Origin of the sequence: Ruegeria sp. TM1040, from assembly GCF_000014065.1 — a bacterium.
Classification (GTDB): domain Bacteria; phylum Pseudomonadota; class Alphaproteobacteria; order Rhodobacterales; family Rhodobacteraceae; genus Epibacterium.
On sequence record NC_008044.1, the window covers coordinates 567,809 to 586,296 of the forward strand.

The following is an 18,488-nucleotide window of genomic DNA, read 5'->3' on the forward strand; positions in this document are numbered from 1 at the left end:
CAGAGCAAAAAAGGCGGCCCAAGGAGGCCGCCTTTTGTTTTTTGTATCAGGGGCTTCTTAGAACTCGACAACGGCTCGGATCGATTTGCCCTCGTGCATGAGGTCAAACCCTTCGTTGATCTGATCAAGCGTCAGTTTGTGGGTGATCATCGGATCGATCTCGATCTTGCCGTCCATGTACCAGTCCACGATCTTTGGCACATCTGTGCGACCGGACGCGCCGCCAAAGGCGGTGCCGCGCCAGGAACGGCCGGTCACAAGCTGGAAGGGGCGGGTGGAAATCTCTGCGCCCGCCGGAGCCACGCCGATGATGATGCTCTCGCCCCAGCCTTTGTGGGCCGCTTCGAGTGCAGTGCGCATGACGCTGACATTCCCGGTGGCGTCAAAGGTGTAATCCGCACCGCCGCCCGTGAGCTCAACAAGGTGCGCCACCAGATCACCCTCGACTTCGGAGGGGTTTACAAAATCGGTCATGCCGAATTTTTCCGCCATCGCAACCTTGCCGGGGTTGAGGTCCACACCGACGATCTGGTCCGCACCGGCCAAGCGAAGGCCCTGAATAACGTTGAGACCAATCCCGCCAAGGCCAAACACGATCGCAGTCGACCCGATTTCGACCTTGGCCGTGTTGATCACAGCACCGATGCCCGTCGTGACGCCGCAACCGATGTAGCACACTTTGTCAAAGGGCGCGTCCTCACGGATCTTGGCGAGCGCGATCTCGGGCACAACCGTGTGGTTGGCGAAAGTCGAGCAGCCCATGTAGTGATGGATCGGCGTCCCGTCCGGTAGCGAAAAGCGGGTCGTGCCATCGGGCAGAAGACCCTGACCCTGCGTCGAACGGATCGCCTGGCAGAGGTTGGTCTTTGGGTTGAGGCAGTAATCGCACTCGCGGCATTCGGGCGTATAGAGCGGGATCACATGATCGCCTGGCTTCAGACTTTTGACGCCTTCGCCGACCTCAATCACAACGCCTGCGCCCTCGTGGCCGAGAATGGCGGGAAAGATACCTTCGGGATCATCGCCTGAACGGGTGAATTCGTCGGTGTGGCAGAGGCCAGTGGCCTTGATCTCGACGAGAACCTCGCCCGCCTTGGGGCCTTCGAGGTTCACCTCCATGATTTCAAGCGGCTTGCCTGCTTCGAGGGCCACTGCGGCGCGGGTTTTGATCATCACTTTGTCCTTCTTCTCAGACGTTTCAGACCGTTACGCCTGCTGCCGGGTGTGGCGGCGCAGACGCAGGCAAACGATTTGGGCATATGTGGTCACAGGTGTGACTTTGGCTCGCGGGGCCATTGGACGCTTTGGCCATGTGTTCAGGGGTACAGCAGCCCGGTGGGGCTACGCAACCATCGAACGCAAGGCGCCGCGCCATCTGGTCTCGGTCCTTCCCTCTATACCGGCTGCGCCTTGGCGGCGAGAGAGTCAAAACCGACATTCGCATTCTATGCTGCGTCACGCCGGGGTGTCGGCGCGTCTTTGCAGCGGACGACTTGAGATTGCTTGCAGTCGTCTCCATCTTGGGGAAGATGATGTAGTAAGCTTAGCGCAAGCGATGTCTGGGAGGCGTGGACAGATGAATATCGGTGACGTAGCGGCGAAGTCGGGACTTCCGGCCAAGACGATCCGCTATTACGAGGACATCGGTCTGATCTGTCCCAACCGTAGTGCCAATGGTTATCGCTGTTTTGAGGAGAGGGATCTCCACAAGCTGGCCTTTTTGGGGCGTGCTCGGGCGCTGGGGTTTTCGATAGAGGACTGCCGTGTCCTGCTTGGACTCTACGAGGACGACAGCCGCGCCAGTGCGGATGTAAAACAGCTTGCGCAGGCACATTTGTGCAAGATCGAAGCAAAGATCAGCGATCTGGCGGCGATGCGTGAAACCCTCAGCGAATTGATCACCTGCTGCTCTGGCGACAATCGTCCTGACTGCCCGATCCTCAAGGATCTGTCCGGCGAAACCGATCCGATTGGATGATCAGGCAGGCTATCCCGAAGATCAAACCCTGACAGAAGGCACAATCAAGGCTTGATGGGCAATCCTTGGGGCCGAGAGGCGCGGCGCGCTTACCTGAAAAACTTGCGGATCTTTGCACCTGCTCAGGTCTATGGCAGCTGTCTCTCAGATAGGTACCTGGCGTGGAGTTTTCATCTTTTCAAAACTAAGATCGGGAAGCCAGCGCTATCTGGTGTTGCGGGGGCGGCCTGCTAGCGACGCAAACGTGCAGAATCACCGCACCCTGCGTCTTGGGAGCTTTGTGATGGCTCTGTTGTACCACTGTTTGCCCTGAATGATTTAGCGGTAATTTTACGCCAGCGCGAGTCAAGGACCTGCGCTGTCTTGCCGTGCAACGCGGCCTCCTGACCTCTCAACTGCACGCTCCAAGGGGCCGGTTTCGACTTGGTTCCTGGGTGCAGCGAACAGGGTACGACGCGCCATCACAAGATCGGGGTAGGATACACGGACTGGCAGTATCGTTAAACGCATGCAAAATGCCGCATGTTATCAAGGCTTTCCGCGCTCTCTCGATCCGACTAATTGAAAGGTTTCCTTTTATTTAGCACTCATAGGTTGTTTTGAGGTTACCTTCGTTAAATTCCCTCTTCGTTTGTTTGTAATTTGTTAACCTATTGCGGATCTGTGCTTTTTTGCCGCGGCGATTTTTTGTTTGTCGCACCGTGCGTTTGCTGGTTTAATGGTAGTGTAAGGCTGCAGGCGCTTATTTATTTTAACTTTTGCTCTTGTAGTTCGCGTAACTTGTTTGTCGAGAGTGTCCCATGGTTGTAGTTTTGAAAGTACGTCAATACGGCGCGTTTGGTGTCTACAGACCCGACGGAGAACCCATTCAACTTGGTGCGAAACACCAGGCGCTCATGGCGCTGATGGTGACAGCGGAAGAAGGGGTTCGAACGCGCGCATTTCTCGAACACACGCTTTGGAGTTTTGCGCAGCCGGAACAGGCCAAGGCGAGCTTGCGAACGGCGCTCTCCACCCTGAGAAAACACATCGGGCCGACCGCTTCTGCCGCTTTCAAGGCCAATCGCGAGCGCGTCACGCTCGATTTGAGCATGATCGAAGTGGAGCGCGATCCGGCAAGGGGTGAATTTATGGAAGGCTTTGAGCTTCCACATGAAAATGCCTTTTCGGAGTGGCTTTCTGAAATGCGGTCTCAGGCCTCCGGGACGGCAAGCGTCGCGCAAGAACAGCCTTGGGCGCCACGTGACAGGAGCCGCGTCATCCTGGACGAGTTGCTCCCCTCCATCGCAGTCTTGCCTTTTGCCCAGCGTGCGCCCGGAGGGTCGACCGCGCCGCTTGGTGCGATCCTGTCGGAGGAACTGTCGCGACAGTTGTCACGCAGTCAGGCGTTCTCTGTCACCTCATATCTGGCGTCGCGCCAATTCAGCCTCGAGGATGTGCGCCCAGCCGAAGTCTCCTCGGTCGCTGGCGTAAGCTATCTGGTCTCTGGTTCCGTTTTTGTTAGGGTCACGATTTTATTGCGCAAATTGATTTGCATGACGCGCATCGGGAAAAAGTCATTTGGTCGCGGGAGTTTCGTGGGAGCCTTTCGGATTTGTTAATGGGGCAGGGGGGCGCATTGCGAGATGCCACCAGCCAAATCGGGCAAACGGTCGTCGGAGAGGCTGTCAGACTTGTAAGTTTCCGGCCTTTGGGAAATCTCGCCAATCACACATTGCTGATGGCCGCGATTGTGATGATGCAAAGCAAGCACCCCGATCAATTTGAGAAATCAAATGAAATTCTCGACACGCTCATGGAGCGCGAGATGCATCATCCGGTCGTGTTGACCTGGGCAGGCATCTGGCATGTGATGCGTGTTCAAAAAGGGCTGTCGGGGGATCGCCGCAAGAGCACACTGATGGCAGAGAACCTCGCGAACGCGGCTCTCGCCCAGGACCCCGCCTTTTCGCTGGCGCATACCCTGAAGGGAATGATTGCCAGCTATCTCACGTTTGACTTCGACAACGCACAGTACTCCTATGACAAGGCGCTGCAAGACAATCCCAATGAGGCGCTTGCCCTGCTGCTCAAGGGCGCGACGCGCGCCATGCAGAACCGTCCGGATGAGGGCGTGGTGTTGACCGAAGCTGCCCGCAAGCTCACCCCGCTTGGGCCACAGCGCTATTATTTTGACTCGCTGGCAGCTGCGGTGAGCCTGGCGGCGCGCGACTACAACCGGGCCATTGAGCTCGCGGACCGTTCGCTTGAGGAAAACGACTCTTATCCATCGACCCTGCGCACCAAGGCGATCGCCTTGCAGATGTCTGGCCGCTCCGATGAGGCGCGTCACGTTGTCGAAAGCCTGATGAAGGTGACGCCGGATTTCTCTCTATCGCGCTACATGCAGGAACATGCAGCCGGCTTCACCCCCTCTGGCCCGGATTGGGCCAGCGCATTGCGTGAAGCGGGCGTGCCTGAATAACTACGCACACATCCCGCGGCGCCCCTCTCGATTGCCCTCTCCATCGCTCCCGAGCATTGGAGGGGGCAGCGTTGTTTCAAACAGTCCTATCGCGGTGTCAGAACGGTCCTCCGCCCCTGCGGTGTGAGCCATCATAAGTATCTGTTCTAAAGGAACATCTCAGCATTTTTTTAGGGCGAGTATTTTTTTTCCGAAAAACCTCTTGCAGCCCCTCGAAACTCTCATTAGAAGGCCCCTCACACACAGCGTTGGGGTGTAGCCAAGCGGTAAGGCAGCGGTTTTTGGTACCGTGTACCGTAGGTTCGAATCCTACCACCCCAGCCAGTGTTTTCCTGAACATTGCAGCATGAGTGTCGGTTACGGTAGGTGACTGGAATTCCCCCGTTTAGTGCCCCAGTCCGTTAGCGCAGGGACCGTGAGCTGAGCCGGATGCTTTCCCCGGGTGGGAGAGGTCGTTAGGTCCGAGTATAGTCGGGCATAGGGATAAGCAATGGAAAACGCAGGATAACACCGGGATGACGCTTACGTGCTTGCCAGTTCCCCAGAATCCAAAGAACAAACATAGAGAAGACGTTCCTTAAAGAGCCGCTGTCGCACCATGTCGGCGGAGCAGCGAGGAAGGGACCTGAAGGCGAGGTAGTCTCCGGCCAGTGACGGATGGGGCCGCCGGATTTCATTAAGGCCTTGAAAGTTCTGCGATACCTATACCTCGACTCCGAGAACTGCGCGCGCAGCTAGCCGCATAACAGTCTTCAGCTGATGCGCTCTCTCATCGACGATAATGAAGCTACCGCAGTCGAGCTGTGTTGGCGCCAGAATGATCCGGCCATTGTTCGATATGCTTGCCTGAGTGGTGTTCAAACAGGATGGGCGTGGCATTGGCGGGGCGTGTGCCGACGCCGGTTTGTTGCGCGAGAAGGCGTGTTGCGCGGATCACGCCGGAATGGCAGACCAGCACCGGCAATGCGCCCTGAGACTGCGTGCAACACCAGGTTATGGCGGCGTGCACCCGCAGGATCATGTCGCGCCACCCCTCGCCTTGGGGCGGTGTGCTGTCCCGGGGCGGCAGCTCCGAGAGGGGGCGCCCTTCAAATACCCCCCAATCTCGTTCTCGCAGGTCTGGAACCACCTGGGCGGTGGTGTCGTGGAACCCAAGCGAGGCGGTCTTGATTGCGCGATCCATCGGGCTGCAAAACAGCGTGATGGGCTCCGGGAAGGAGATCTCTTTGAGCAGGCTCGCCTGTTGCCGCCCCAGATCCGTCAGCGCGACATCGAGCCGCCCCGCGATGATTTCATCGCGGTTTGCGGTCGTCTCACCATGTCGGATCAGACAGAAGCTGCGGGCGGGCAGGGCAGGAAATGAGGCCATTAGAGCTCCACTGTTTCGTGTAAAAAGACCTGCGCATCAAAACCTTCTTCGACCAGATAGTCCTCGGGCATGGTGCAGAAGGCGGGGGCGTAGCGCTTGGTGCCGAGGCGGCGGATCATGGCGATCTGGTCCGAAAGCGGGGGATGAACGTTCCAGCGGCGAAAGTACCCGCCCTCGACAGCCTCGATGCCGCGGGCATGGGCGGTCATATGACCTGTGAAGATCACATGAGCATCCCGCCCCAAACGGCCACTTTCGCGCCACGCGCGCACATAGGCCCAGGCGGCGCCGCCGTCGGCGTTTGGGGTGTCGCAGATCAGAAACCGGGCCTCATCGAGCGGGCCACGCTCCAGCAGCGGCGCAATTTCTTGCGCGCGCGGCGCGACACCGCCAGACCTGAGGGCGGCGCGCAGGCTGTCGCAGCATTCGGGGTCGAGCAGAACCGCTTCGGGGCCAAAGCGGTGCATCAGGTGCAACGCCAGCTCGCCCGCGCGGCCAGAGGGCGGCACCGGAAAGAGGATCTGGCCACCAAGGTCGTCAATCAGCGCGTCGAGGTCCTGAAGTCGCTGGCTTTGGGGGACGTTGCTCAGGTGATAGGAGCAGTCGATAATCGCAGTGGCCGCGTCTGGTGGCTCGTCAAAAGCAAACCATTGGCTCTCTTCAGACCAATCGCCGGAGTAGAACAATCCCGCGCCGAGATCAAAATGCATCCACACGCCACCAAGAGCATGGCCATTGCGACCGGTGGTGAGGCAAATTCCGTCAAGGTGCGTCTCTCCCTGTTCAGGGAGCGCGATCACCTGTGCCGAGGGTGGCAGTGCTTGCGCGGTGCGACGGGTGGCATAGATCGGCAAGCCCGCCTCCACGGCGTAGGCCGCGCCGCCGATGTGGTCGATATGGTCGTGGGTCACAAAGACCGCGTCGACCCCGATCAGCCAGTCGGGATCAAAGGTGGCGTTGGCCTCCGGGCCAAAGCCGCAATCCAGAAGCCAGCGGTGGCGTCCGGTATCAAGGCGCATGGCGGCGGGGCCTTTATCGCCGATACCGGAGAGAACGGTGATGGTGCTCATGAGATCCTCCTAGGCGGCAAAGGCCCATGGGGCGGATAGGGTCAGGCCGATCTGTTCGCCTAGGGCAAAGCGGGTTGCGGATTGGGTTACCAGGCTGTCGCCACTCGCGGCGGTCAGTTCGAGCCGGTAGCGTCCCCCGAGATACGTCACCCGCTCCACCCGCGCGCGAATGTTGCCGGCGTCCGAAATCTGCAGGTTTTCAGGTCTGAGGCAGGCAAGCGCCGGGGTTTGAGTGTCGGTTTCAATGGGGTAGCGCGCCCCGAGCAAGGTCGCCTCTGCGCCTCTGTCGTGATGGGTCGCGCCGATCAGGGGCACCACAGCGCCTTCGCCCACGAATTCGGCGACAAAGCGGCTGCGGGGGCGGGCATAAAGGGCCTCGGGCGTGTCGAGTTGTACGATCTCACCCTGGTTCATGACCGCGATGCGATCCGCCATGGCCATCGCCTCGGCCTGGTCGTGAGTGACATAGACCATGGTGGCCTGAGTGCGCTGGTGAAAGTCGCTAAAGACCTGTTGCATCGACGCGCGCAAGGCCACGTCCAGATTTGCGAGCGGCTCATCCAGCAAAACCGCCGTAGGATCAGAGACCAGACAGCGCGCAAGCGCCACCCGCTGCCGTTGCCCACCCGAAAGCTCCGCGGGCATCCGCGCGCCATAGGGTTCAAGGGCGGTCGCCTGCAGCGCCGCATCAATCCGGGCGTCTTGCTCTGCCCGGGGCAGGCGGCGGATTTCCAGCGGATAGCCCACATTGCGCCGCACGTTCATATGCGGCCAGAGCGCATAGGACTGGAACACAAAGCCGATGTTGCGTTCTTCGGGCGGCAGGTTCAGGCGTCTTTCTGCATTGGCGACCTCGCGCGTTCCAATGGAAATGCGCCCCTCGCTGGGGGTCTCGAATCCGGCCAGCAGTCGCAAAAGCGTGGACTTCCCGCAGCCCGAAGGACCCAGAAGGGCGAGGAACTCTCCATCGCGCACAGTGGTCGAGATGGAGCGCAAAGCAGGCGCGTCGCCAAAGTGTTTGGTGATGTCGGACAGGGTCAGCTCTGCCATGGCACAACTCCTTTGGGCAGGTGGCGGGATGTGGCTTGGATCACCGCCATCAGGATCATGACGACAAAGACGATGGTCATGGCGACGGCGGAGGCCATCACCGTCTCGCCGCTGTCGTCGAGGTTGAAGATCACTACGCCAAGCGTCTCTGTTCCTGAGGACCACAAAAGCGCGGATACGGTGAGCTCGTTGAATGCGGTCAGGAACACAAGGATCGCGCCAGCCGCGGCCGAAGGGGCAGAGAGCGGCAGGATGATGTCACGCAGCCGACGCCACAACGGCGCGCCCACCGCTTGTGCGGCCTCGTCCATCGCGGGGTCCAGCTGACGCAGGCTTGATTGCACCGGGCGAAACATCACTGCAAAGAACCGCGCGAGATACGCGATAAAGATGATCCAGATGGTGCCGTAGAGCGTGACGTCGGTGAAGGGCAGGTTGATCAGCAGCAGGATCATCGCAATCGCGAGTACAACTCCGGGCAGCGCGTAGGGCAGGTCCAGAAGGCTGTCAAAGACGCGACCAAGCCGGGTTTTGTGACGCTCCATCAGCCAGGCAAGCGGCAGGCAAAGCGCCATCAAGAGCGCAGCTGCCCCTAGCGAGAGTCCGAATGAGTTCACAAAGGCGCGCTGGGTGACCGGTTGGCGAAACAGCGCCTCATGCCAGCCCTCGAAAGAGAGCGTATCCAGCCGCAACGGCACACCGTAGGCGGGCACAAGGGATGTGGCCAAAAGCCCGGCCATGGGAAGGACGAGGATGGTGGCGATGACGCTCCAGAGGGCGATCTCGATCGGCAGACGAGCTTTGCCCAAAGGAATTGAGAGCGCGCGCCCGGAGCCGCCGACCAGATGCACGCGCTGTCGGCTCTGGCAGAAGCGCTGCAACAGGATGCCTGCAATCGCAACCACGCCGATGAGGGTGGCGAGAACCGCAACCTCGGCCAAAACCGTGGTGCCCATGCCGGCAAGTCGTTGATAAATCAACGTAGGTAGGGTGGCATAGCCTGCGGGAATACCGAGCATCGCGGGAATGCCAAAATTCCCAAGTGCGGTCACAAAGGTGATCGCGACCCCGGCCAGAAGGCTTGGCAAGGTGAGGGGCAACACGACTTGCGCCCAGATGCGAAAGCCCTTCGCACCCGAAACCCGCGCTGCCTCGACCACATCCTGGGGGATCGCGCGAAGGCCGGCGCGCAGGGTCAAAAAGATGATCGACGTATGCTGAATGCCCAACAGCAGAATAATCCCTGCAGGCGAATAAAGAGGCTGAGGCGCGCCGAGCGGCGGTGCGAGACCAAGGGTTTTGAGAAATACCGATGATGGCCCCATGATCTGCGTCCACGACAGGGCGGTGATCTGAGGTGGGATCATCATCGGGATCATCAGGCAAAACACCAGCGCGCCCTTGCGGCGCAGATCGGTGAGCGCGACCAGAAAGGCAAAACACCCCCCGATCAGCAATGAAAGGGCAGTGCCCAGTCCAGCCGTCACCAGAGAATGTTTGAGCGCCGAGAGCGTGGCGGGTTTTTGCAAGACTTCGGCAAAGAATCCGAAATTCAACTGATCGCCAGCGGTGAGACCCTCAACAAACAGGCGCACGACCGGTGCAAGGGTGAGTACAACCGCCAGCACCAGAATGAGCGACAGCAGCCGGCCCTCGGACCGGCTGCTGCTGGAATATGCGGCGAGCGAACTCATTCCGCGCCAAAGAGCTCTGCGAACTTGGCTTTGTTGGCATCGGCATCCGTGAGTGCCTGCGCCGGATCAAACGACATCAGCTTGATCTCATCGCGTGCGGGGAACCCGGCAGGTACCCCCATGTCATTGCGGGCGGGGATGTAGCCCATGTCAAGCACCAGGTCCTGACCTTGCTGTGACAGCACGAAGTCGACAAACTTCTGCGCCGCGTCGACGTTCTTGGCGCTCTCGAGGATCGCCACCGGCTCGGTCACATAAGAGACGCCTTCCTCGGGGAAGACGAATTCAACCGGCGAGCCATCGGCCTTGTTGCGGATCGCGAGAAAGTCGACCACGACGCCATAGGGTTTTTCACCCGACGCAACCGCCTTGAACGTGCCGCCGTTGCCGCCCTGTGCGCGGGCGTCATTGCTGGCGAGGTCGCCGTAGTAGTCCCAGCCGAGATCCTTGTCGCCGGTAAGCGTGGCAAGGTGAATGAGCGCCGCACCCGAGTAGAGTGGCGAGGGCATTGCGATTTGACCCTTGAGGGCAGGATCTGCGAGATCGGCCCAGGAGGTCGGCTGTGTCGCCGCGCCGGTGTTGTAGACGATGCCCGTCGTGATCAGCTTGGTGGAGTGGTAATAACCCTCCGCCGAATAAAGAGCGGGGTCATAGGCCGCGGCTTCCGGGGACTGGTACGCCTTGAGCTGGCCGTTTTGCGCCATGCCTTCGAGGGTTGCAGTATCCGCGATCAGCAGCACGTCGGGCTGGGGGTTGCCGGCCTCGATTTCTGCCATCAGGCGGGCCATCAGTTTCGTGGTGCCATCGCGAACCCACTCGACTTCGATTTCGGGGTTGGCTTTCATAAAGGCATCGACGGTCATCTGCGCATCCGCGTTGGGCTGCGACGTGTAGAGCGTCAGGGTCTCGGCCATCGAGGCTGAGGCGGTAAAGGCAAGAAGGGCGGCAGACAGAAGGGGCTTCATCCGAGATCTCCGTGTGGCTTTCGTTCGAAAGTTAAGATGCCGCTCGTATCCCCTGAGTCTGAAACGATCATGTGACAGTTTCGCAAATCTATTATTATCTTGCCCGGAGGGCGCTGCTCTTGTTAGGACGCCCGCACGGATTTTCACTTTCAAAGGAAAGCGAATGCGACGGGGGGAACTCAACGAGCGCCGGGATGCGATTATTCGGTTGTTGTGCGCACAAGACGAGTTGTCCGCGCAGGATCTGGCCGCGCGGCTGAATGTGTCTGTCCAGACCATTCGCACCGATTTGCGAGAACTCGATGAGGCGGCCCTGGTGCAACGTCGCCACGGCAGGGTCCGGCTTCGGCAGCCCTCGGAGAACATCGGCTACGCCCCGCGGATGAGTGTCGCGCGCAGCGAAAAGCAACAGATCGCGATGGCGGTAAAACCGATGATAGAAGATGGTAGCCGTGTTGCTTTGGGCACGGGGACCACGGTCGAGGCCTGCGCGCGTCAGCTGGCCGCCAGCCATAGGGACCTCTTTGTTGCCACCAACAACATTCACGCGGTGATTGCGCTGCAAGGGGCAAGCGGGGTCTCGGTATCGCTTGCCGGGGGGGCGGTGCGGCTGCGCGATCTGGATTTTGTCGGCGCTGCGAGTCGCGCGTTTTTTGCCGACTACATGGTCGACATCGCGATTTTTAGTTGCGGCGGTCTTTCCCTTTCCGGGGATGTTTTGGACTACAACACGGATGAGATCGCCGCGCGTGAGGCGATTTCAACCTGCGCCACGCGCCGGGTTCTGGTCGTGGATCGAGAAAAATTCGGGCGTGCTCTACCGTGCCGAAAACACATGATCTGGGACTATGACGTGGTGGTCACGGGGGCTGATTTTCCTCGGGAAATCATGCGCAAATGCCAAGAAGCCGGGTGCGAGGTTCTGCGTGTCGCCACAGATGAACGCCCGCTGCGCGCCTGATGCGGCTGGCAGGTTGAGGCCGTTAATCGTTCAAATTTGAATCGATATTTTTGAAAATAATATAATCTTTTCAGATTGTTGCAGGGGTTTTTGTTAGGGGTTCGTAAAGGGGTTTGACCCACGGTTCAGAAGAGCTTCGGGCGGCGATGTCGTGGCAGTCGAGGCGTTTCTGTTCAGTAGGATGGTCCCATGATACCTGTATCACTCAAGGCTGCCACAGCAGCCGCGTTCGCGATTTCCCTTTCGGCCTGCGGAGGTAATCCGCGAACCGACTTCAACGAATTCAGCAGCGTGAGCACGCGGCTTGATATCGACAGTGATCTCTCTGGTCTGACCCGGGTCGCAATCGCCCCAGATCAAGAACAAAGCATGAACGTATTCCTCACGGGATATAGTTGGTGGGACAATACCCCGCGTGGCTCCGCCATCATCGCGCGCCCGGTGATCCATCGCAGCGCAGGTGGTATTGGCACCTACGACGACCCTATCACCTTGGCGGTTGGTCACAAGAAAACCGGCGGGCGCAGCATCATGGATTACAAGCCCGGCACCCGGTTCTACATTGAGCGGCTCCAGAAGTACGCCATTGTCGAGGACATGTGCGGCGATGGACCGCGGCCACAAGATGGGCCCTGCCACACGGGCCACAAAGGTCACGACTGGATCGACATCTATGTTGGTGGGCGTCGCATGGATGAGGCCTCGGTGGATGCCTGCATGCGCCACATCACGGGCATTCAATCGGTGATCCTGAACCCGCGCCCCGGCTACCCCGTGACCCCTGGCGAGATTGCCTCCACTGGCTGCCGCACCTTTTAAGCCGACAATGGGACATGCGCGTCAGCCGGAGGTTGTCAGCTGATGCGCAATGGCCTGAAGTATGACGCTGTTGGTGTTGAGGTCGGTGTAATTGCGCGTAGCGCGACCCGATCTAACAAAGATGCTTGAGGAGTAGCCGTTATCCGTCTTTGCGTTCTCGCGCACATATGCGCGCAGCCGATCCGAATAGGAATGGGGCTGCAACGCCGACCAGAGATAGGCGGCCTTGCTGCTGACGGCGAGATACTCATCACGAAATTCCGGCGTGCGATATTCTGGCTCTTGCCCGACCGTGTCCATCGCCCACGTGCGCGTCTCGGCATCAAGTTGCAGACCCTGATATAGAAACCAGGGGCTGGTGTCGATTGGGCCTTCAGAGACGCAGATCAGACGGCCGGTCTCGCGGAAATCTTCAAGCTGCGTTGAAAACAGCACATCCGCGAGATAGGCGCTCTCTTGCGACATGCCGAGCTCCAGCGCTTCGAGCAAGAGCGGCTCTGCCCCGATCGGGCCAATGGTTGCAACGGCCTCCAGAAGCGCCATCTGCCCATCTGGCTCCGAGCGCCCCTCGAACACCTCGTAGGGCGAGCGGACATCGTGCCCCCAGCGTCGAAACGCGCGTGCCACGTAATGCGCACTGTGCGAAACATAGGCGCTGTGCAGCTTGCCGTCGGTCACGGAATGGACTTCACCATCGATAATGACCTGGTCGAGATCATAAGACGCGACAAGCTTCAGGAGCTGGTCGCCAAAGTCGCTGTGCCTGCGCAGGTTGTCCAGAGAGGCGAGCAAACGCCCGGCGTCACTGGCGTCAAAGTTGCGGTTGCCCCAGCGGGTGCGGTCGGTGCGGATCCACCCCTGCGGCAGGCGGCGATCATCCGAGACGCGCCCCGCGATATTGGGCAGGATCTTTCGGATCGCAGTCTCAAAGCGCTGCTTGTCAATGAGGCCAATCTGTTTGGCGGCCACCAACCCGTTGATATGACTGCCAACATCCCACATTGTCACTGCTTCGTGCAGGCGCCCACCGGGAGATGAGTCAACCGTCGAAGGGCAAAGCCCCGTTTCGGGATGGGTAAATCGCTCCAGATAGCGCCATGCGACCTGCGCATCCTCCAACAGCTCTGCGCGCCGCTCTTCAGAGAGTTGAAGCTTCCGCAAAGTCAGCTCCGGCTGCGTCGCGGCCACACGTCGATAGCGCAATGGCAGTGGCCCATTTGGGATCATGCCCTGTGTCATCTTCTCCAGTGAGGTGAATTCTGTCACCGGCGTGCGCTTGGCGCTGGTGAGCGCGTGTTCGAGCGCGGTCAGGGTGCTGTCGTCCGAGAAGTCATCGCTGCGCAGCACCACAACCACATCGTTGAGACCCGTGAATGCGGCCTGAAGGCTCTCGGGGGTGATCGGTGCATCCACATCGCGGCGCGGCAGCGTAAGCACGCCATCCGCACCGATACCGAGGTGGGACGCAGGGTCCACATCAAGTCGCACCGCAATCCCTGCCGAAAGCGGGCGCGTTGTGGTCAGGAGGGGGGCACCAGTTGCAGAGACGCCGGTGAGGGTTACCGGATGCGGCTGGGGCGGGGGCTCGCCTCCGTGCGTTGGTGTTTCAGTCGGCACCCAGATTGCCAACTGACTGGCGGAAGGTCCCGCCAACGCCGGGCTTTGCAAATACGGCAGTTTCATCCGATCAAGGAGCCGAGTCAGCGCTGATGGGGCGTCGGGGGCAGGAGCGTTGAGGCTGCTCTGCACATAAACGCAGATGGAGCGTTTGAAATCATAGGCATCCCGCAGTTGCAGATCTGAGACAGGCAAAAGCGACGCCGTGCCATCGACTTCCTGTTGGGCAAGGCGCTGGGCGTACCGATCGGTCAGGGCCTTGAGATCATCAACATCCACCTGTGCAAAGGAGGTTGCGGACAGGTAATCGACGTTCTGCGTCGCAGCCGGTAACTCGGGTGCAGCCTCGCCCGTTTGAAACAGATCCACAAGCCGCCCCCCAAAGAGACGTGCCACGCCATTCTCCCAGGTTTGCGAGACAATAGGGGCGCTGGCCCTTGGCAGGCTCAGAATATTGAAGACCCCGGCCGAACGCACCGCCATGGGGGAGGCGGGGCGCGCCACATCGTGGCAAGCCAGGGTCGGGACTCGGATGGGGAGTCCGAGCGTTCGTTCCACCGGGCTCAGCATTTCGCGCAGCGCTGCAAGTGCGCCATGCGCCCTGCGGGCCTGAAAATGCTGAGACAGGGTGGCGAGATCGGCTGTGAGGGGGGCAAGTTCGATACCGCTGCCGCCCAGAAGATACCCGGACAGGACGCGTGCCAACGGATGCTGTGGCGACAGTGGCGCCCCTTCTCCATCAAAGGGCGACACCACACAGGTCACGGGAATGTTGCGCTCCCAAAAGCTGTCGAGCGCCGCGATCAGATGCGGCACCGAAGTGGTCGCATCAATGCCCGTGATCACCGGGTAGGTCTGGGGTGTCACTGCACCGATGAAATCCGTGGCGAAAGATTTCACCGGGATCAGGGCCGCGCCCGCGCCGAGCGATTTGAGGAAGCATCTGCGTTTCATGTGCCGCTCGTCGCAAGGCTGTAGTCACGCCCCAGCCGTTTCTGCGCACCCCAGCTGAACAGGCGGCCCGTGATGGCCCGCAGGATCGCACGGATCACGGAGTAATAGAGGATCGGCCGGTAGAGAACCCGCTGGACCGGGAACAGCAACAGCGACCACATGCTCTCATCCTTGTCCCGTGCGAGGGCAAAGGCGGCAATCACGAACTCGAGCGCGGGTAGGGTGAGGTAGGCGAGGAGATACTGCATGTTCTGCGCGCCAACCGCCCCGCTGTCCCAACCGCCGCTGACCATCTGGTAAAGCAGGATGGCGACAAAGAGGTCCGCAATCGGCGCCAGCAGTGGGAAGAGATAGCCAAAGATGAACATGTCAGGGATCGAAATCAACCCCACAGAGCGCCCCTCGAACATCGCTTTTTTGTGCTTCCATGCGCTTTGGAACATGCCAAACGACCAGCGCAGGCGCTGTTTCAAAAGCTGCCCAATGCGCTCGGGTACCTCGGTGTAGCCGCGGGCGAGCGGCTCATATGCGATCCGGTATCCTGCACGGTTGACCTCGATGGTGAGGTCGGTATCTTCGGTCATCGTCTCGTCGCTGAAGTGCCCCGCCTTGCGCAGCGCAGCCACGCGCCATGCACCGAGGGCGCCGGGCACCACCAGCATGCCGTTGATCAGATCAAAGGCCTTGCGCTCAACGTTCTGCGCGGTGGTATATTCCAGCGCCTGCAGTCGGGTCAGAAGGTTCACCTTGTTGCCCGCGATGATCTTGCCCGCGACCGCACCGATCCTTGGGTTGTCGAAATGTCTGACCATGTGCCCAATGGCGGATTTCTCGATCTGCGTGTCTGCATCGATACAGACCACAATCTCGGCGGATGTGTTCATCAGCGCCCGGTTCAGCGCACTCCATTTGCCCTGGTTCGGCTGCGAGATCAGGCGGACCTCGCGCATGTGCGAAAAGGCAAAGATCTCGTTCAGCGTATTGTCGCTGGAGCCATCGTCGACCACGATGATTTCGAGGTTCTTGTAGTCGCTTGCCCGCACGCTCTGGATGCAGCTGCGGATGACCTTCTCCTCGTTGTGGGCCGGGATGATCACCGCCACCTTTGGGGTGGTCAGCGAGATGGTGCGATGTCCGCGCCAATTCAGGACGGCGAGCAACAAGATCGCAACAGAGCGCACAACCCCGATGCCGAGCGCCAGCCAGAACAGGATCACGATGGCGTCCTGACCCCAAGCGACGAGAGAAAAGGAAACACGGTCAAAGGTTTGATAACCGCCCTCGGTCACGGGCATCAATGCTGCACGGGTGCTGCCGGTCAAGTCGGCCACGGTGGTAAACTCATAGCCTTTGGCAGAGAGCTCGGTGATGATCAGCCGCGTGGCCTCGACCGAAGCGGTGCGATCCTCGCCGCCGTCATGCAGCAAGATCACGTTGCCTGCACCGCGTTCGACTTCCTCGATAGCAAAGTCCGCAATCTCGCGGCCGCTCCATCCGGCCCAGTCGTGGGGTACCACATCCATGCCGACCACTTGCATGTCGCGATCCCAAGCAATCTCGAGCGCGGCGACGCGATCGGCCGTCACCGGGCCGCCACTGCGCTGGAAAGGTTCACGATAGAGGGTCAACTGCCGACCTGCCGCCCCGGCCACCACCTTGTCGAGCATCGCGTATTCAAGCGTCGCGCGGGTCTTGGAGACCTGATCCATCCGGGGGTGAGAGAACGTATGTGCGCCGATTTCATGTCCCTCGTCGATCATCCGGTTCAAAACCTCGGGCGCGTTCATCACGCTTTTGCCGGTCACAAAGAAGGTCGCGGGCGTCTGGGTTTCCTGCAGGATGTCGAGGATCTGCTCGGAGAACACCGGATGTGGGCCATCGTCGAAGGTCAAAACCACCTTGCGGCCGGCCGGTTTTCCATAGCGCTCCAGCGCGTAGGGGCGCGGCAGCAGGTCATAGCTCTGCGAGACTACACGCCCGGTTTCCGTATCAAACCCGATCTGGCGGATGCCGGGAGACTGCCGGCGGTGAAGGCGCAGCAACGCGCCTTCGCCGCGATAGCTCACATATGAGTCGAGCTTCACCAGAGCCAAGTCTGCACTCAGCGCGTCGTGGCTCAGGTCACGGTTTTGCAGCACGCTCCAGATACCCGGATCCTCGAGGCCAAGCGACCAGACAGCGCTATTGGGGATCTCAAGCTGCTGCAGGATGACAAGCTGGTTGATGAGGCTGGCGACGTCCTGCATCCAGATCTTGTTGAGGCGCCCTTCGGGATCGCGATAAGACGCAAGCGATCCGGAGGTCTTTTCGCTGAAGCGCAGCTCGGCGCCTGCGGCTGCAATTTTCTCCATTGCCGCCGCATAGGGCAGAACCTTGGGCAGCGGCTCACCCGACACCCACTCCACCGCGAAGGTTCCAAGAGCGATCACCAGTTTGTCTTTGCCAATCTCCTGAAGTGCGGCCTTGGCGGTTTTCTCGAACCAGGCGTCCGTGGCCAGCGGCGAAGGCGCGGTGCCCACCCAGGGATCGAGAAAGAGCTTGAGGATGACCTTATCAAACAGCGCTGTGGTTTCGCGCGATTGCCACGCCGTCGAGGTGCCGCTCAGGATGAGGCAGGGGCTATGGCCTTCGCTTCTCAGGCTCGAGGTCAGGGTTTTGAAAAACGGCTGCAACACATCGAGATCAGCGGTCTCAAGCCCAGGAATGCTGATGCAGGTTCCTTGGGCATAGAGCGGTCGAAGCTGTGCAAGCACCTGAGACGTTACGCTTTGAGCAGTCTCGGGCGTGCTGAGGTTGCGCAAGAAACCTGCCTTGTCGCTGCCAGTGTCCACTTCAAGCACTGGCATCAGATCTGGGGCATGGCCCGATGTGCTGCGGTAATCCACCAGAGGCGCGCGGCTTTCTTCGGATTCGATCTTCACCACGGGCCCTTCGGGGGTGGTTTCGAGCCGGAGCCAGTCCGGCACCAGAACCCCCAGTTGATTGCAGCTCTCATTCAGGGACAACTGTCCCCAATCCGTATCCGAAGGCACATGTCCAAAAATGGTCGCGGCAGAAGGGCTGGCCATTGCCGCAAAGAAGGGCTGGCTTGGTGCTTCGCAGGTGGGGCGGGTAGGGCGCACTGGCAGGAGGGAGGCAAGGCGCAGGTCTTCGGGGAGTTGAAGCGGGTCGTCCGAGAGGCGCAATACGTCCTCTTGTTGCGTCCATCTGCCCCGCACCTCTTGCCAGGCCGTTTGCCACGATAATGCGCCATCCAGAAACAGGTAGGCCCATGTCCCGGCCATCAGGAGCGCAATCACCAAGGCAGCGCGCAGACGGCGCAGGCGCAGTCGGCGCGGGTCGTCAAACACCTTGCGCCCACCCGCCTTCACCGCGAGCTTTTCATAGTGGAACGCAAAACGGCTCACGCAGCTGGCCTTTCGCGGTCCGATCGCACCACGGCGACAGGCGACAAGCCGCAGCTTGCCGCAATTACATTGAGCGCAATTGCTGACACGGTTCCCCACAACCCGACTGATCGTCCTGCATCGCCACTGGTCGCCCTGCG

At 60.2% G+C, this 18,488-nt stretch carries 11 protein-coding genes, 1 tRNA gene and 1 pseudogene; 5 read left to right on the forward strand and 8 right to left on the reverse strand.

Going from position 1 to position 18,488, the window contains the following annotated elements:
- Positions 1–57: 57 nt before the first annotated feature.
- Positions 58–1,170 (reverse strand): S-(hydroxymethyl)glutathione dehydrogenase/class III alcohol dehydrogenase, encoded by a 1,113-nt coding sequence (locus tag TM1040_RS06990; RefSeq protein WP_044027014.1) that lies wholly within the window; start codon positions 1,168–1,170, stop codon positions 58–60.
- A gap of 406 nt (positions 1,171–1,576) precedes the next feature.
- Between TM1040_RS06990 and cueR the strand changes: the two genes are divergently transcribed.
- The 3 genes and pseudogenes from cueR to TM1040_RS07005 all read left to right on the forward strand — a co-directional run bounded on the left by cueR (position 1,577) and on the right by TM1040_RS07005 (position 4,766).
- The gene (gene cueR / locus TM1040_RS06995; RefSeq protein WP_011537885.1) at positions 1,577–1,978 is read left to right on the forward strand and encodes a Cu(I)-responsive transcriptional regulator; all 402 of its coding nucleotides are present in this window, start codon (positions 1,577–1,579) and stop codon (positions 1,976–1,978) included.
- Positions 1,979–2,778: 800 nt separating this feature from the next.
- Positions 2,779–4,442: pseudogene (locus tag TM1040_RS07000) on the forward strand (transcriptional regulator).
- Between the two features lie 249 nt (positions 4,443–4,691).
- A tRNA-Gln gene (locus TM1040_RS07005) sits at positions 4,692–4,766 on the forward strand.
- A 463-nt stretch (positions 4,767–5,229) separates the two neighbouring features.
- On the opposite strand, the gene TM1040_RS07010 is transcribed toward TM1040_RS07005, so the two are convergent.
- Genes TM1040_RS07010 through TM1040_RS07030 form a run of 5 tightly spaced genes read right to left on the reverse strand, consistent with a single transcriptional unit; the run spans position 5,230 to position 10,590 of the window.
- On the reverse strand, positions 5,230–5,811 hold the full coding sequence (locus TM1040_RS07010; protein ID WP_011537888.1) for a histidine phosphatase family protein: 582 nt from the start codon (positions 5,809–5,811) through the stop codon (positions 5,230–5,232).
- Complete coding sequence (locus tag TM1040_RS07015; protein ID WP_011537889.1) at positions 5,811–6,881, reverse strand: MBL fold metallo-hydrolase; 1,071 nt, start codon at positions 6,879–6,881, stop codon at positions 5,811–5,813. Before TM1040_RS07015 ends, TM1040_RS07010 begins: the two co-directional genes overlap by 1 nt.
- Before the next feature lie 9 nt (positions 6,882–6,890).
- Positions 6,891–7,931: an ABC transporter ATP-binding protein gene (locus tag TM1040_RS07020; protein WP_011537890.1), complete on the reverse strand. Its 1,041-nt coding sequence runs from the start codon at positions 7,929–7,931 to the stop codon at positions 6,891–6,893.
- Positions 7,919–9,625, reverse strand: a complete 1,707-nt coding sequence (locus TM1040_RS07025) for an ABC transporter permease (RefSeq protein ID WP_011537891.1) — start codon at positions 9,623–9,625, stop codon at positions 7,919–7,921. The genes TM1040_RS07020 and TM1040_RS07025 overlap by 13 nt, the downstream gene beginning before the upstream one ends.
- Positions 9,622–10,590, reverse strand: coding sequence for an ABC transporter substrate-binding protein (locus TM1040_RS07030; protein WP_011537892.1), 969 nt, complete (start codon positions 10,588–10,590; stop codon positions 9,622–9,624). The genes TM1040_RS07025 and TM1040_RS07030 overlap by 4 nt, the downstream gene beginning before the upstream one ends.
- A 163-nt stretch (positions 10,591–10,753) precedes the next feature.
- Here TM1040_RS07030 and TM1040_RS07035 point away from each other — a divergent pair, with 163 nt between their 5' ends.
- The gene (locus TM1040_RS07035) at positions 10,754–11,551 is read left to right on the forward strand and encodes a DeoR/GlpR family DNA-binding transcription regulator (protein WP_011537893.1); all 798 of its coding nucleotides are present in this window, start codon (positions 10,754–10,756) and stop codon (positions 11,549–11,551) included.
- A gap of 189 nt (positions 11,552–11,740) precedes the next feature.
- Positions 11,741–12,370, forward strand: coding sequence for a hypothetical protein (locus TM1040_RS07040; protein WP_011537894.1), 630 nt, complete (start codon positions 11,741–11,743; stop codon positions 12,368–12,370).
- A 21-nt stretch (positions 12,371–12,391) separates the two neighbouring features.
- Here the strand turns inward: TM1040_RS07040 and TM1040_RS07045 are convergent, their stop codons facing one another.
- Together TM1040_RS07045 and TM1040_RS07050 are read right to left on the reverse strand one after the other, a co-directional pair.
- Positions 12,392–14,941: a DUF3131 domain-containing protein gene (locus TM1040_RS07045; protein ID WP_011537895.1), complete on the reverse strand. Its 2,550-nt coding sequence runs from the start codon at positions 14,939–14,941 to the stop codon at positions 12,392–12,394.
- On the reverse strand, positions 14,938–18,348 hold the full coding sequence (locus TM1040_RS07050) for a glycosyltransferase (protein WP_044026671.1): 3,411 nt from the start codon (positions 18,346–18,348) through the stop codon (positions 14,938–14,940). The genes TM1040_RS07045 and TM1040_RS07050 overlap by 4 nt, the downstream gene beginning before the upstream one ends.
- Between the last annotated feature and the right edge of the window lie 140 nt (positions 18,349–18,488).

Coding starts and splice junctions, on each gene's coding strand:
- cueR (WP_011537885.1), top strand. CDS start 1,577: ATGAATATCGGTGACGTAGCGGCGAAGTCGGGACTTCCGGCCAAGACG.
- TM1040_RS07010 (WP_011537888.1), bottom strand. CDS start 5,811: ATGGCCTCATTTCCTGCCCTGCCCGCCCGCAGCTTCTGTCTGATCCGA.
- TM1040_RS07015 (WP_011537889.1), bottom strand. CDS start 6,881: ATGAGCACCATCACCGTTCTCTCCGGTATCGGCGATAAAGGCCCCGCC.
- TM1040_RS07020 (WP_011537890.1), bottom strand. CDS start 7,931: ATGGCAGAGCTGACCCTGTCCGACATCACCAAACACTTTGGCGACGCG.
- TM1040_RS07025 (WP_011537891.1), bottom strand. CDS start 9,625: ATGAGTTCGCTCGCCGCATATTCCAGCAGCAGCCGGTCCGAGGGCCGG.
- TM1040_RS07030 (WP_011537892.1), bottom strand. CDS start 10,590: ATGAAGCCCCTTCTGTCTGCCGCCCTTCTTGCCTTTACCGCCTCAGCC.
- TM1040_RS07035 (WP_011537893.1), top strand. CDS start 10,754: ATGCGACGGGGGGAACTCAACGAGCGCCGGGATGCGATTATTCGGTTG.
- TM1040_RS07040 (WP_011537894.1), top strand. CDS start 11,741: ATGATACCTGTATCACTCAAGGCTGCCACAGCAGCCGCGTTCGCGATT.
- TM1040_RS07045 (WP_011537895.1), bottom strand. CDS start 14,941: ATGAAACGCAGATGCTTCCTCAAATCGCTCGGCGCGGGCGCGGCCCTG.